We start from the raw sequence: 14,783 nt of genomic DNA, 5'->3' as shown, positions 1-14,783 counted from the left end.
AGTGATGGTGCAGCGTTAACGACAGACATTATGATTTGAAAACCGTTTACCATGGACGGTCGTCGGTCTTCCTAGCCGATGCACACAATTAACAGAAAACGAGAAAAAAACGAATTATGCCAGGCGCTCCGCAATTTACGCCATTATCAGCTTCAGCTTTATCGCCCTCTCTGAACCGCAGGATCATTAACGCGGCACTTAGCGATGATGAGGCCTTAAACTCGACGTTTATCGGCCAGGAACGTGCCCGAGAGGCGCTCACCTTTGGTCTGGGTATAGAAGCTAAAGGCTACAACTTATATGTAATGGGGGAGCCTGCCACCGGACGCTTCACGTTGGTAAAAGATTATATCGAGCGTCAGGTGGCCTCGTTACCTACCCCGGAAGACTGGTGTTTTCTCAATAATGTGGAAGATGAGCGTGAGCCCGTGGTGCTGAAAATGCATCCTGGGGGCGGAAAAGCCTTTCTCAAAGATATGCAGGGCCTGATTGACGATTTACTGGCGACATTCCCTGCCGCGTTTGACCATCCGGGTTATCAGCGGCGGCGCTCAGCCATCTCCCGCGAATTTGAACAGAGATACGATCAGGCCATTGATGCATTAGAGCGTTACGCACAGGCAAACGGTGTCGCCCTTTATGAGGAAGGAGGCAGCATCAGTTTTTCTCCAGTGGTGGATGGCAAGCCCATCAATGATTCAGAGTTTGCATCATTGAATGATGAACGTCGTCAATATTACTATGATCTCATTGATGAGCTGGAAAACCGGTTAAGCGAGAGTTTGCTCGGGCTCCCGGCCTGGAAAAGAGAAAATTCTGAGCGTTTGCGTGCTCTTGATAAGCAAACCGCAGAACATGGCATTAAACCCCTGCTGAAGAGCCTTGAGCATAAATACGTCTCCGACCTCGGCGTTCTTAAATACCTGAAACAAATTCGCTCACACTTAGTTGATACAATTGTGTCTCTTCATCTGGAAGAGCGAAAAGAGGAGAAAGGCGAGGAGATTGATCGACGGAGTTTTCTGGAAGAGCAATACCTTCCCAATGTGCTTGTCAGCCGCGCACTTGACGATGGCGCACCGGTTATTTATGAACCGCACCCCAGTTACCAGAATTTATTTGGGAAGATGGAATACACCAATATCCATGGCAGCGTTTACACCAATTACCGCATGATACGTCCCGGCGCATTGCATAAGGCAAACGGTGGTTACCTGTTACTGGATGTGGACCAACTCATTGATCAGCCCTATGTGTGGGAGTCGCTGAAGCTGGCGATTAAGTTTGGCAAGTTAAAAATGGATATCCCACAACAAGATGTCGGGATGGTAAATGCCATTACGCTAACACCACAGTCTATTGACCTGAATGTAAAAATTATTTTACTGGGCTCCCGTGATTTGTATTACACGCTTCAGGATTACGACGATGAGTTCGATGAGCTGTTTCGTGTATTGGTCGACTTTGATTTAGAGATCCCGGTGACGCGTCAGTCGATATACGATTTCGTTGGCAGAGCCAGAAAGCACATTTATTCGCTGGGGCTGACATCGGTATCCAGTCCGGCAATGTGTCGCTTGGTTGAATATGCATTGCGTATGGCAGAACACCAGCAGAAACTCTCGGCGCATTTTGCGGAAGTTATTGAATTAATTAATGAATCTCACTATTTTTGCCTGAAGGACAGTACTTCAAAACTGGATTTGGGGCATATCGAGACGGCGCTGAATGCTAAAAAGCGCCGCACCGGTCGCGTAAGCCAAAGCCTGTTGAACGACATCAAGGAAGGTCATGTTTTAATTGCAACTGAAGGTAAAGCGATAGGGAAAGTAAACGGGCTAACCGTTCTGGAAATTGGCGGTACCGCCTTCGGCACGCCTGCGCGCATTACCTCCACGGTATTTGCGGGGGCCAGCGGTGTTGTAGATATCGAACGTGAGGTTGAACTGGGCCAGCCAATTCACTCCAAAGGTGTAATGTTGCTGACCGGTTACCTTGGACACAAATACGCTCAGCATTTTCCCCTGACGCTGTCGGCAAACATTGCTCTGGAACAGTCATACGGACATATCGACGGCGACAGTGCGTCGCTGGGAGAGCTGGTCGCACTTATCTCCGCACTGACGGAAATTCCGGCGTTACAAACGCTGGCGGTGACAGGCTCGATCAATCAATATGGGGAAGTTCAGGCGGTAGGCGGAGTTAATGAAAAAATCGAAGGCTTTTTTGATTTATGCCAGCACCGCGGACTTACCGGCACGCAGGGCGTGGTAATACCAAAATCCAATGCTGTGAATCTGGTATTGGACAAAGCGGTGATCAGTGCAGTCAAAAAGGGGCAGTTTCATATTTATGAAGTGGAAACCGTTGATGATGCCTTATCGATAGTCATGCAGCAGGAAGCGGGAACGCTCTCCAGTCGCGGGCGGTATCCGAAAAATACCATTAATTATCATGCCGTGAATCGTCTTTATAACATCGCGCTTATCGTGTCCGGTGGTGACAGCGATTAGCGCTGAAAAACGGTGACAGCCCGATTCATTCCGTCGGCGATGCTGGGGAATGATACGCGTTATGAGTTATTTTTTGCTGTGGTGGGAAAGCCATCCGTGTGCTGACAAAAAAGCCGCTTAACTAAGCGGCCTTTTATATACGTGTCAATTCATTTTGGAGGCATACGAAGTGCACCGTCCAAACGGATGGTTTCTCCATTGAGGTACGCATTGTCGAACATGTGTTTTACCAGTTTAGCGAACTCTTCAGGCTGACCAAGACGTTTTGGGAATTGTACATTCGCCACTAAAGCATCCTGTACTTTCTCCGGCATGGCAAGCAACATGGGCGTTCCCATTACGCCTGGTGCGATGGTATTTACACGAATACCCAGTGGTGCTAAATCCCGAGCCATGGGCAAGGTTAACCCAATAATGCCACCTTTACTGGCTGCGTAAGCGGTTTGGCCAATCTGACCTTCATATCCGGCAACAGAAGCAGTATTAATAATAAGTCCGCGTTCACCAGCCTCGCCATGGGCGGGTTGAGACGCCATCGCCTGGGCAGCCAATCGAGAGACGTTAAAACTTCCGACCAGATTGATATCAATGGTTTTCTGGAATCCATCAAGCGGCGCAGCATTGCCTTCTTTATCAAGTAAGCGCTTAGCTGGCGCGATGCCCGCACAATTAACACATAGATGGATGTCACCAAACGCCTTTTTGGCTCCGTCGATTGCAGCTTGCACCTGCGCTTCATCACGAACATCGACTTTGAAAAACGCTGTGTTTTCTGAACCCAGTTCTTCGACGCGCTGCGCACCCAGTTCATCGTTTAAGTCGAATAGCGCAACGTTTAACCCAGCTTCGCGCAACGCGATGGCGGTGGCATGCCCAAGGCCAGAACAGCCTCCGGTAACAATGGCAGTAGAGCCTGACAATTCCATAACATTTCCTGTCTTGTTGTTATTACGTAAAACCGCAATATTACTGACAGTTGAGAGCAAACTCCACGATGCCGACGAGGGTCGGCATAAATGAATGATTTATTTTGGCAACTGAATTTTACGATCGTCTGAAGGACGGTAAATTACCAGCGTGTGACCAATAACCTGAAGTTTGACCGATTCGGTTTCGCGAACGATGGCATCCATAATCAGCGCTTTTTCTTCGCGGTCATCGGTGGGCACTTTCACTTTGATGAGTTCGTGATGGGATAATGCGTTATCGATTTCAGCAACAACGCCTTCTGTCAGTCCGTTATTACCTAACTGCACCACGGGTTTAAGTGGATGTGCCAGGCCTTTGAGAAACTGTTTTTGTTTATTTGATAGTTTCATTAATAGAATTCTTACAATTAATCTGTTCATTACGACTTGAAATGACGTATTCTAACGCCATCTACTTCACAATCCTAATCACAATGTTGCGGAAAAACAAAAAAGTGCATGCCGCGAACAATAAGAGCCCTGCAGGTGGGAACAGTTATCCCTGTTGTCAGGTCAGGCACGGTGCCGCAAGTGAGCATTCATCGGATAATAGTAGAATGGTTGTGATCAGCATGCTAATTGGCACATTGTAGATATCGATATTGCAGGACAGGGTTGCGTGATCAGATTTACTCACATCGTTGAACAGAAAAGCGGGGAACGCCGTAATGATAATGTTGTCTCAATTGGTAGCATGAATAAACGCAGTGAATTGTTGACGGACATGCTGGCACTTTATGTGGGGTAAAAAAAAAGCCTGGTAGCAGGACAGTGTGAAAACGCTTGGCGACTGCCTGGCACAAGCAAGACGTAAATCAGGTCGGTCTAAACGGGCGGTATCTTGTGACTAAACGGGTCGCACCTCGTCATAAGGCGTAAGGTAAGCGCTCTGTCGTACCGGCGACCACTTGATACAACAATTTGCAGTAAACGTATCAGCAATTAGCGTTCACAGAATCATTGTCGGCGCGTCACTCAGAAGCGTATCTGGTGGCTAGCGGATATAAAATGTAGTACCCTTTGGGTTAGCGAATTTCGTGTCGATAACCGTCTTTTTCCGGGGATTTCTGGTAAGGAAATTGCTTGGTTAACAGGATGGAAATCGACTTTATTTAGAGGTTAGTAGCATTGAGCGATATGGCAAAAAATTTAATCTTATGGTTGGTCATCGCCGTGGTGTTGATGTCGGTTTTCCAGAGTTTTTCTCCGGGTGAGTCGACGCGTGCCCAAACGGATTACACCACCTTCCTGAAAGAGGTAAATCAGGGCAACATTCGTGAAGTACGCATCGACGGCGACTCACGGGAAATTCGCGGTACGAAACGTTCCGGTGAGAATTTCGTTACCTACATTCCTTATTTCGACGATAAGCTGATTTCTGACCTGGCGAAAAATGAAGTTCGTATGCTTGGTGAGCCGCCGGAAGAACCGTCAATCCTGACGTCTATCTTCATTTCCTGGTTCCCAATGCTTCTGCTTATTGCGGTATGGATTTTCTTCATGCGGCAAATGCAGGGCGGTGGCGGCCGTGGTGCTATGTCGTTCGGCAAGAGCAAAGCGCGTCTGCTTGGCGAAGATCAAATCAAGACGACGTTTGCTGACGTTGCTGGTTGTGATGAAGCGAAAGAAGATGTTGCTGAGTTGGTCGACTTTTTGCGCGACCCTTCCAAGTTCCAGAAGCTCGGCGGTAAGATCCCGAAAGGTGTGCTGATGGTAGGTCCACCGGGAACGGGTAAAACGTTACTGGCAAAAGCGATTGCCGGTGAGGCCAAAGTGCCGTTTTTCACTATCTCCGGTTCTGACTTCGTAGAAATGTTCGTCGGTGTAGGTGCATCTCGTGTCCGTGACATGTTCGAACAAGCCAAAAAAGCGGCTCCTTGTATTATATTTATCGATGAGATCGATGCAGTAGGTCGTCAACGTGGTGCTGGTCTTGGCGGTGGTCATGACGAACGTGAGCAGACACTAAACCAGATGCTGGTTGAAATGGACGGCTTTGAAGGTCATGAAGGTATTATTGTCATTGCGGCGACAAACCGTCCTGATGTACTCGACCCTGCGCTGCTGCGTCCTGGTCGTTTCGACCGTCAGGTCGTAGTAGGTCTTCCGGATATTCGCGGGCGTGAGCAGATACTAAAAGTACACGTACGCAAAGTTCCTGTTGCAGATAATGTCGACCCGTCAGTTATTGCACGAGGCACACCGGGTTTCTCAGGAGCCGATTTGGCAAACCTGGTTAATGAAGCTGCACTGTTTGCCGCTCGGGGTAACAAGCGTGTTGTATCGATGGAAGAGTTCGATAAGGCAAAAGACAAGATCATGATGGGCTCTGAGCGTAAATCCATGGTGATGTCTGAGTCCGAGAAAGAGATGACAGCGTATCACGAAGCTGGCCATGCTATTGTAGGCCGGTTAGTCCCAGAACATGATCCGGTTTATAAGGTGTCAATTATTCCGCGTGGACGTGCGTTGGGTGTGACGATGTATCTGCCTGAGCAAGATCGGGTGAGCCATTCTAAACAGCACCTTGAGAGTATGCTTTCAAGTTTGTTTGGTGGCCGTATCGCAGAGCAAATTATCTACGGCGATGACAAAGTGACAACCGGGGCATCTAACGATATCGAGCGAGCGACTGATATTGCTCGCAAGATGGTGACCCAGTGGGGTCTCTCGAGCAAGATGGGGCCGATGCTGTATGCGGAAGATGAGGGAGAAGTATTCCTTGGCAAGAGCATGTCGAAAGCATCGCACATGTCGGATGATACTGCCCGCGCTATTGATAGCGAAATTAAAGCGCTGATAGATTCTAACTACGACAGAGCGAAAAAGATTCTTGAAGAAAACATCGACATTCTTCATTCAATGAAAGACGCCCTGATGAAGTACGAAACGATTGATGCCAAGCAAATTGACGATTTGATGGCTCGTCGAGACGTTCGCCCGCCGGCTGACTGGGATGACCGTACGCCATCAGGCGGCGACAAGCCTAGCGGCGGCAAGCCAGCTCGTGAAGGCGAAATCACCGATGATGGGGTGGATAAGCCTTCTGTTGGCAAGCCCGGCGATCTTCCTGGCTAATTAAGATGATTATGTAAAAAGCGCCAGTTTCATGGCGCTTTTTTTATACTTAATCATTTATTCTTCGAGCATCAGCACGGAACTGACAGGGCTGAGCTGCTTATGATTTGTGAGATATATTAGTAATATGCAATTTCCTTCCCGAACCCTTTCATTTGACCAGCCCCATATCATGGGCATTTTAAATGTTACGCCAGACAGTTTTTCAGATGGTGGCAAGCACCAGCAGATCGACCTTGCTATCAGACATGCGTTAGCGATGGTTGCGCAAGGCGCGACCTTTATCGATATCGGTGGGGAGTCGACGAGACCAGGCGCCCCTGAAGTAGGCGTGCAAGAGGAACTTGATCGCGTAATCCCGGCCATTGAGGCTATCAGCAGAGAAACCAACGTAATTATTTCGGTAGATACCAGCAAGGCGAAGGTGATGCAGGAAGCCGTTGCCGCAGGTGCTGAATTGATTAACGACGTTAGAGCATTGCAGGAGCCGGGAGCGATCGAGGTGGCATCAAACGCGGCTGTTCCCGTTTGCCTCATGCATATGCAGGGGCAACCCAGAACTATGCAGCAAACCCCAGAGTATGATGATGTAACCCAAGACGTAATTGCGTTTTTACAGCAACGTATTGAAGCGTGTAAAAAAGCGGGTATTTCCACTGATAAGCTGATTCTTGATCCCGGTTACGGTTTTGGCAAAGCACTTGAGCATAATTATCAGCTATTAAACGGGTTGCCCAACGTCCTTAATTTGGGATATCCGGTCCTGGTGGGCATGTCAAGAAAGTCAATGATAGGGCAATTGCTTAACCGGCCGGTCAACGAACGCTTGGCTGGAAGCATTGCACTCGCTACAATTGCCGCACAAATGGGCGCACAGATAATACGCGTACACGATGTGCAGGAAACGGCTGACGCCGTTGCCATAGTTAATAAATTAAAAGCGTTACAATAATAATCAGGAAGTGACAGTATGGGGCAGCGTAAATATTTTGGTACTGACGGCATTCGTGGCAAGGTTGGCGAAAGTGCAATAAACCCGGAATTCGTCATCAAGCTCGGTTGGGCCGCCGGTAAGGTACTAGCCGGGCGTGGCACAAATAAGGTGCTCATTGGTAAGGATACCCGCATTTCTGGCTACATGCTTGAATCGTCATTAGAGGCCGGTCTTTCTGCTGCGGGCATCAATATTGGTCTGCTTGGACCTATGCCAACGCCAGCTATCGCTTACCTTACCAAAACATTCCGTTCTGAAGCCGGAATTGTCATTAGCGCCTCGCACAACCCTTATTACGATAACGGAATTAAATTTTTCTCGGCAGATGGTTTCAAACTTGATGATGACATTGAGCTGGCCATTGAAGATATGCTGGAACAACCGATGACGTGCGTGGCGTCCGATAAGTTAGGGAAGGCCAGCCGGATTGAGGATGCTGCAGGGCGTTACATAGAATTTTGTAAAGGCACGTTCCCTTCAGAGTTGTCGCTGACTGGCCTTAAAGTGGTGGTAGATTGCGCACACGGTGCAACTTACCACATTGCCCCTAACGTTCTGTCTGAGCTTGGGGCAGAGGTTATTGAAATTGGCACCAAGCCGAATGGCTTAAATATCAACGAAAAAGTCGGTGCTACGTCGATGAAAGCCACGGTTGAAGCTGTTCTGGAGCATAATGCAGACCTTGGATTTGCCTTGGATGGCGACGGCGACCGTATTATGATGGTAGATAACCTGGGCAACGTGATAGATGGTGATCAGATCCTGTACATCATTGCCAGAGACGCACTGAAAAATGGCAAAATGCAGGGTGGGGTCGTCGGCACACTGATGAGTAACCTTGGATTAGAGAACGCGTTGTCAAAACTGGGCGTCCCGTTTGCACGCAGTAATGTGGGTGATCGTTACGTCATGGAATTACTTCAGCAGAAGGGCTGGTCAATTGGCGGTGAAAATTCAGGCCATGTCCTGAATCTCAACATGGCATCTACAGGTGATGGGATTGTTGCGGGTCTTCAGGTGATTGCCGCGATGCTTCGAAGTAATATGGATCTCCATGAGCTTAGCAGCGGATTTGAAAAATACCCACAGACTCTGGTGAACGTCAGGTTTGCCGAACCCGCTAATGATCCGCTTAATGCCCAGGCTGTGCAGCTTGCGGTAACGGAAGCTGAATCTTCATTGGGGAAACGGGGGCGTGTGTTGCTAAGAAAAAGTGGTACAGAGCCATTGATCCGGGTGATGGTTGAATCAGATGATGTCAAAGCCTCTGAAAAATGGGCAGAATTTATTGCAGAGGCTGTACGTAAAGTCGCCAATTAATTGATTGGTGGACGTATTTTACGTTTAGTTCTTGTATATTGTTTCCGGAATCGTTAATATCACGCCCGCTTTAAGACAGGGCTAAGGTCTGCGAAGTGACGACTATGAAAAGAAAGCCGCTGGTAGCGGGTAACTGGAAGATGAATGGTGACAAGGCGCTTGTTGCAGATTTCATCAACACATTGGATGCAACTAACGCCGAAGGCGTGGATATCGTCGTGTGTCCTCCAGCTGTTTATCTCGCCGCATTCGGTGATGTGAATTTTGCCATCGGCGCTCAGGACGTGAGCGCACTTGATAATGGCGCGCACACCGGTGACCTTTCTGTGGAAATGCTGAAAGAAGTCGGTTGTAAATATATCATAGTTGGCCATTCAGAACGTCGTGAAGACCACGGTGAGTCTAGTGAGTGGGTCGCTGAAAAAGCCGCGAAGGTTGTTTCCGGACAATTAACCCCAATAATCTGTGTTGGCGAGCCTCTTGAGGTCAGAGAGGCAGGTGACGATGCAGTACAGGGGTTCATCAGAGAGCAGCTACGTGCACTTACCAGCAAGCTTAGCGCAGATGAACTTAGTCGAAGTGTTATTGCCTACGAACCCATTTGGGCTATCGGCACGGGCAAAACAGCGAGTCCCGAGCAAGCGCAGGATGTTCATGCGTTCATTCGTAGTGAACTTGCTGATACTGACGCAGAGATGGCGTCGGGAATGAGAATTTTATACGGCGGCAGTGTGAAGCCCGCGAACGCGCAAGAGCTGTTTGGACAGCCTGACGTAGATGGCGGCCTGATCGGTGGCGCGAGTCTGAAGACAGACGATTTTATTGCAATTTGCCAATCGGCAAAGATTTGAGGTAATTATGTTATACGAAGTGCTATTAGTCGCTTATCTGATTGTCGCACTATTGTTGATCGGCTTTGTACTGATCCAGCAGGGTAAAGGCGCAGACATGGGCGCTTCATTCGGTGCTGGCGGTTCGAATACCGTATTCGGTTCATCGGGTTCAGGTAACTTTATGACTCGCACAACGGGAATATTAGCTACTCTGTTCTTTGGAATCAGCTTGACGCTGGGTAATATCACGGCAAACCGTGAAAAGGCAGCCGATGATTTTGAGTTCATGGATGTGCCGGTATCAGAGCAACAAGTTCCTGGCGATGCGGATGTACCTGTAAGCCAGGGCAATGCGCCAGCGTCTGATGTACCTGCAACCGATGATGCAGAAAATAACTCAGACGTACCAAACTAAGAAATTTGCGGAAGTGGTGGAATTGGTAGACACGCTATCTTGAGGGGGTAGTGAGCTATGCTCGTGCGGGTTCAAGTCCCGCTTTCCGCACCAAAATAACAAAAAAGCCAGCTTAGCTGGCTTTTTTGTTATTAGCCCTCGTCACCCTTTTTCCCTCAGTGGTTAACATTTTCTTTCAGATTTTCCCGTCTGATATTCGTCATATTGCTGCCTAGGACCAACGCGTTGCGCTTGCATCGTATTGTCTCTTCGAATTACGGCGGGGAAGGCGAGAATATCGCTGCGGTTACACCTTCCCCAGGTTGTTATACCTTTGAATCTCGCGTAAATTGCAGTAAACGTGATTAATGAAATGCCCAACGAGGTGTGTTATCAAAACCTGTAGAGTAGTAAAGTTTTTGGTATTCGTGATTGCCGCGCAAGTAACCGGTGTAAGCGGAAAATCGTTGCGGATCACAGATCAGAACGGTTCGGCATTATCTGATGTCATTGCGACATGGCCGGCTGAGGACGATGCTGCAACGTCTTCTACTACTGTGGCGATTGTGGATCAGGTTGACAGGCAATTCGTACCGCACGTCAAAGTCATTGAACAGGGGCAACAGGTCTCATTTCCTAACAGTGATAACATTCGTCACCATGTTTACAGTTTCTCTGCAGCGAAAACCTTTGAAATAAAACTTTATAGTGGTGAGCCCAGTGATCCGGTGACGTTTGCGACGCCGGGTATTGTTGTTCTTGGCTGCAACATACATGACCAGATGATAGGCTATATCTATGTCAATGACGGCTCTGAATACAGTCAGTCTGGTAAGGACGGTATGCTTTATATTCCTGAAGACGTTTCGAGTGTCACACTTTGGCATCCGGGTTTAGATTTGACCCAAACTCGTCGAAAAGTCGTCGAACTGAATCAAGATACTGATTCCGTAACATTGCCCTTAACGGTGCCACAAAAGCCCGAGCCAAAAACATTCGGCAAACGAAAGTTCGGGGGCTAAACGTTGCAAATATCGTTACGTCATAGCCTGTTTCGGATCCTGCTAGGGGGTATAGTGATTACCGCCAGCCTGATCCTGGTAAGCGTGTGGAATGGCACCGCGTCGCTGGTTCAGGACAGTCTGGACAAAGAAATTGATGTAGCAAAAGAAATCTTTAAATACAGGTTGGAAGCGCAGGCTAGCAAAATTGGCCAGATAGGTTATCTGTCGAGCAGACAATACAGTGTCATCTCTGCCGTAATCCGTGGCCAGGCGAATGATGATGTCGCCACGACCGAAAGTTATCTCGATTCGCTTATACTCAGAACAGACGCAGACTGGGCTGCGTATCTGGGATTGAACGGTGAGGTCGTCGCGTCATCACCCAAAGAACAACTAATTGGTGAACAGATCCCCGAAGCGGGAAGGGCACTGCTAGTTGATGCGGAAAATTATGAAAGTGGGTTTTTAATCATTTCTGACAGCCTTTATCACGTCGTTGCCTCTCCGGTAAAAATGCCTATCACAATAGCTTACACGATGTTCGGATACGAGATAAATGACCACTATCTGTCCAGTCTTAGTAATATTATGCAAGCCGAAGTGATAGTACATTCAACCACAGATGTGACGTCGGAACGCCTGGCTATTGCTTCGAGTGTCGAACCCGCAGCAGCGCAATATATCTTGAAAACCGGATCTGAAAGACTAAATTGGCTGGATTTTCTTACCGGAGGCAAGGAGAGCTATGTCAGTCGACAGGTAGATATGTCGGATATGGGGTTATCCGGTCTTCCCGTTGAAATTACAATTGCCCTTGATGTCACGAAGCAGTATCAGGGTTTTGCCAACCTGCTGTTCAGTATTGTCATCATCAGTGTGATTGCGAGTGCAGTATCTTTGATGGTGGTTATGTTATTGTCTCATAGGGTAAGCCGCCCGGTATCGCGACTCGTCGAAGCGGTCGATAGTATTGCCGATGGGAACTACGAACAGACGTTGCCAGACACAGGGAACTTAAAGGAAATTGCAGACCTGTCACATGCTTTTTCCAGTATGCAGAGTAACCTGAAAAGCCGGGAAGAACGCATTCGCTTTCAGGCCCAGCATGACATGCTGACAGGGTTACATAACCGCAACTATGTAGAAGAACATATTGCCGCCCGATTGCAAAGCCGCGAATCTTTTCAGGTCATAGGCATTAGCGTAAACGGCTTTCGCACTATTAATGACCTGTATGGCTACGTCAATGGTGACAAAGTGCTGCAGGTAACCGCACAACGGCTTTCCCGTTGGCCAGGTATGGCCGCACGCCTCGCCGGTGGCGAGATCCTTTATATTTCAGAAACCGCTCTTGATGAGTTGCAGCTTGAGACACTGCGACATATTCTCGAACAGTCAGTCGAGGTCGGTCTCGTTGCGATTCCTGTTAAAGTGTCGCTGGTATTACTACAATGTCCGGCTGATGCAGAGTCGGCTGAGGACTTGTTTCGTAAAATTAACATTGTCAACGATGAAGCCACTCGCAGCGGAAGCTGGCTGGTACAGTATGATGATGATCTGGAAAAACATTATCTGCGCCGCCTCGCCATCATCACAGAACTCAAACGCTCACTGCAGTCAGATCGCTCTGAATTGTCGATGGTCTATCAGCCCAAAGTAGCATTGGACTCCATGACGGTGACCAGCATGGAAGCACTGGTGCGTTGGAACAGTGATGCCCTCGGTTTTGTTCCTCCGGATGAATTTATTGGTATAGCAGAGCAGGCTGGCCTGATTGAGCAGGTTACGACCTGGGTAATGGGCCAGACCATCAGCGATTTGTCACGCTTTCGTGCTCAGGGGTATACCTTTAGTATTGCCATGAATTTATCTTCACATGACATACAGAATACGGCACTACTGGAGCGTCTGATACTGATGCTGAAAGACGCGAATCTGACTCCACAGGATTTGGAGCTGGAAATTACGGAGAGCGACTTAGTTGAAGATGCTGTTCTGGCGATTGAAAACATGCGCAAGCTTAAAGCTTCCGGATTTCGCTTCGCCATTGACGACTTTGGTACTGGCTACTCATCACTGGCTTATCTTAAGAATCTGCCCGTTACCACAATAAAGATTGATAAGAGTTTTATTCTTAACCTTGCAACAGATGAGAACGATCAGCAGATAGTCCATACTGTGCTTAGCCTTGCACATATTTTTGAGCTTGATGTCGTTGCTGAAGGGGTAGAAGACGAGGTCTCTATGGTTATGCTTCAGGAATGGGGATGCGACATTGCTCAGGGCTATCACATCAGCAGACCGCAACCGGCTGAGCAATTGTTTGACTGGCTCAGAAACACGCCCTATCAGAATAACAAAGAGAGGTAGTATGAAAAGAGTGGCAGCCACACTGGCAACCGGACTTCTTTGCAGTCATGCTTGTTTTGGCGGTGACGGCAAACTTATTGGGACTGCCGGCCTGAACCAAGTAGAAGGCGCTGGAGGTGGTGGGATCGTCCCCTGGGCGACGTTGTCAGGCTATGACAGTCAGGAAGAGACGTCAGCAAGCGCCTTTGTTACACGGGTTAACCTGGACGATTATCGTCTCACGGCACTGGGTGCAAATCTCTCACTGTACGACAGAGTAGAGTTATCTGTTGCCCGTCATACCTTTGACCTCACGACGCTTGGCGGAGAAATCCAGCAAAATGTTTATGGCATGAAAGTTCGCCTGTATGGCGATGTTGTGTATTCTGACTTTCCACAACTCAGTGCTGGACTGCAGCACAAGCGGCTACAGGACAGTGCGATAGCGTATGCGCTGGGGGGGGCAGATGAAAACGGAACTGATTACTACCTTGCGGCCACAAAAGTGCACTTAGGCGCCGCGGCGGGCTACAACCTGGTATGGAATGTCACCGCCAGGGCGACAAAAGCAAATCAACTTGGCCTGCTTGGGTTTGGCTCGCAAAGCGACAACGATTATGACGTAATGTTTGAGGGAAGTGTTGGGGTGCTCTTTAGCCGACACCTGGCTGCTGGTGTTGAGTATCGCCAGAAACCCGATAATCTGGGGTTGGGCGAAGAAGACTGGTGGGATGCATTTATTACCTATATACCGTCCAAGTCGTTCAACGTCACGTTGGCGTGGGCTGAGCTCGGCAGTATTGCCGGTGCGCCCGATCAAAATGGACTGTATCTGTCAGTAGGAGGTCAGCTGTGGTAATTCGCCGGATGTTATTCATAGGTTTTATTAGCGTAGCGATAGCATCTTGTGCATCTACGTCAGACTCGCTTTACAATGATATTGGTGGTGAAGCCAAGGTAGCGGAAATCGTAGATAATTTTATTTACGAAATTGAATATGATCCCACTATCCTTGCTTACTTTGAAGGAAGTGATATTGACAGGTTTCGTACAAAGCTGATTGAGCAGCTGTGTATGGTGACGGATGGACCATGTAGTTACAGTGGTGACACTATGGAACAGGTTCACGGCGGTATGAATATCACGGAAACCGACTTTAACCGTACAGTCGATTTATTAATTAACGCAATGAATAAGGCCGGCGTCAGTCACAGGCACCAAAACCGTATTCTTGCAGAGCTAGCGCCAATGCGATCTCAAATGCTGTACAAATGAACATCGTCGACAATGGCAAACTACTTGCAACAATAAAATGTGAAGTACATTTTTG

Annotated in this window: 13 protein-coding genes and 1 tRNA gene; 12 read left to right on the top strand and 2 right to left on the bottom strand. The window is 48.3% G+C overall.

What is annotated here, in order from left to right; genetic code table 11:
* The first annotated feature begins 116 nt into the window (after positions 1-116).
* Positions 117-2,513 (top strand): Lon protease family protein, encoded by a 2,397-nt coding sequence (locus ACLBLI_RS10875; protein ID WP_414827636.1) that lies wholly within the window; start codon positions 117-119, stop codon positions 2,511-2,513.
* A gap of 149 nt (positions 2,514-2,662) precedes the next feature.
* On the opposite strand, the gene ACLBLI_RS10870 is transcribed toward ACLBLI_RS10875, so the two are convergent.
* Both ACLBLI_RS10870 and yhbY read right to left on the bottom strand, forming a co-directional pair.
* The gene (locus ACLBLI_RS10870) at positions 2,663-3,439 is read right to left on the bottom strand and encodes a 3-hydroxyacyl-CoA dehydrogenase (RefSeq protein ID WP_414827635.1); all 777 of its coding nucleotides are present in this window, start codon (positions 3,437-3,439) and stop codon (positions 2,663-2,665) included.
* Positions 3,440-3,538: 99 nt separating this feature from the next.
* Positions 3,539-3,832, bottom strand: a complete 294-nt coding sequence (gene yhbY, locus ACLBLI_RS10865; protein WP_218310633.1) for a ribosome assembly RNA-binding protein YhbY — start codon at positions 3,830-3,832, stop codon at positions 3,539-3,541.
* 268 nt (positions 3,833-4,100) lie between these two features.
* Between yhbY and ACLBLI_RS10860 the strand changes: the two genes are divergently transcribed.
* From ACLBLI_RS10860 to ACLBLI_RS10810, 11 genes are all read left to right on the top strand, one after another.
* Positions 4,101-4,229, top strand: coding sequence for a hypothetical protein (locus ACLBLI_RS10860; protein ID WP_414827634.1), 129 nt, complete (start codon positions 4,101-4,103; stop codon positions 4,227-4,229).
* A 380-nt stretch (positions 4,230-4,609) separates the two neighbouring features.
* Complete coding sequence (gene ftsH, locus ACLBLI_RS10855; protein WP_414827633.1) at positions 4,610-6,559, top strand: ATP-dependent zinc metalloprotease FtsH; 1,950 nt, start codon at positions 4,610-4,612, stop codon at positions 6,557-6,559.
* A gap of 127 nt (positions 6,560-6,686) precedes the next feature.
* Positions 6,687-7,511 carry a dihydropteroate synthase gene (folP, locus tag ACLBLI_RS10850; RefSeq protein WP_414827632.1) on the top strand — a complete coding sequence of 275 codons (825 nt, stop codon included), beginning with the start codon at positions 6,687-6,689 and terminating at the stop codon, positions 7,509-7,511.
* A gap of 18 nt (positions 7,512-7,529) precedes the next feature.
* The gene (gene glmM / locus ACLBLI_RS10845) at positions 7,530-8,873 is read left to right on the top strand and encodes a phosphoglucosamine mutase (protein WP_414827631.1); all 1,344 of its coding nucleotides are present in this window, start codon (positions 7,530-7,532) and stop codon (positions 8,871-8,873) included.
* A gap of 95 nt (positions 8,874-8,968) precedes the next feature.
* Positions 8,969-9,724, top strand: a complete 756-nt coding sequence (gene tpiA / locus ACLBLI_RS10840; protein WP_414827630.1) for a triose-phosphate isomerase — start codon at positions 8,969-8,971, stop codon at positions 9,722-9,724.
* A 7-nt stretch (positions 9,725-9,731) separates the two neighbouring features.
* Complete coding sequence (gene secG / locus ACLBLI_RS10835; protein WP_414827629.1) at positions 9,732-10,121, top strand: preprotein translocase subunit SecG; 390 nt, start codon at positions 9,732-9,734, stop codon at positions 10,119-10,121.
* A gap of 7 nt (positions 10,122-10,128) precedes the next feature.
* Positions 10,129-10,214 (top strand) — tRNA-Leu (locus ACLBLI_RS10830).
* Positions 10,215-10,528: 314 nt separating this feature from the next.
* The gene (locus tag ACLBLI_RS10825; RefSeq protein ID WP_414827628.1) at positions 10,529-11,122 is read left to right on the top strand and encodes a methylamine utilization protein; all 594 of its coding nucleotides are present in this window, start codon (positions 10,529-10,531) and stop codon (positions 11,120-11,122) included.
* Between the two features lie 3 nt (positions 11,123-11,125).
* Positions 11,126-13,474 (top strand): EAL domain-containing protein, encoded by a 2,349-nt coding sequence (locus ACLBLI_RS10820; protein ID WP_414827627.1) that lies wholly within the window; start codon positions 11,126-11,128, stop codon positions 13,472-13,474.
* A gap of 1 nt (position 13,475) precedes the next feature.
* Positions 13,476-14,312, top strand: a complete 837-nt coding sequence (locus ACLBLI_RS10815; RefSeq protein ID WP_414827626.1) for a DUF3034 family protein — start codon at positions 13,476-13,478, stop codon at positions 14,310-14,312.
* An 8-nt stretch (positions 14,313-14,320) separates the two neighbouring features.
* Complete coding sequence (locus tag ACLBLI_RS10810; RefSeq protein WP_414827625.1) at positions 14,321-14,728, top strand: group I truncated hemoglobin; 408 nt, start codon at positions 14,321-14,323, stop codon at positions 14,726-14,728.
* Positions 14,729-14,783 lie beyond the last annotated feature (55 nt).

The sequence above is a fragment of the Alteromonas sp. H39 genome (genome assembly GCF_047556435.1).
Taxonomy (GTDB): domain Bacteria; phylum Pseudomonadota; class Gammaproteobacteria; order Enterobacterales; family Alteromonadaceae; genus Alteromonas.
Note: the sequence above shows the minus strand (reverse complement) of the source record. Positions and strands in the feature narration are given on the sequence as shown.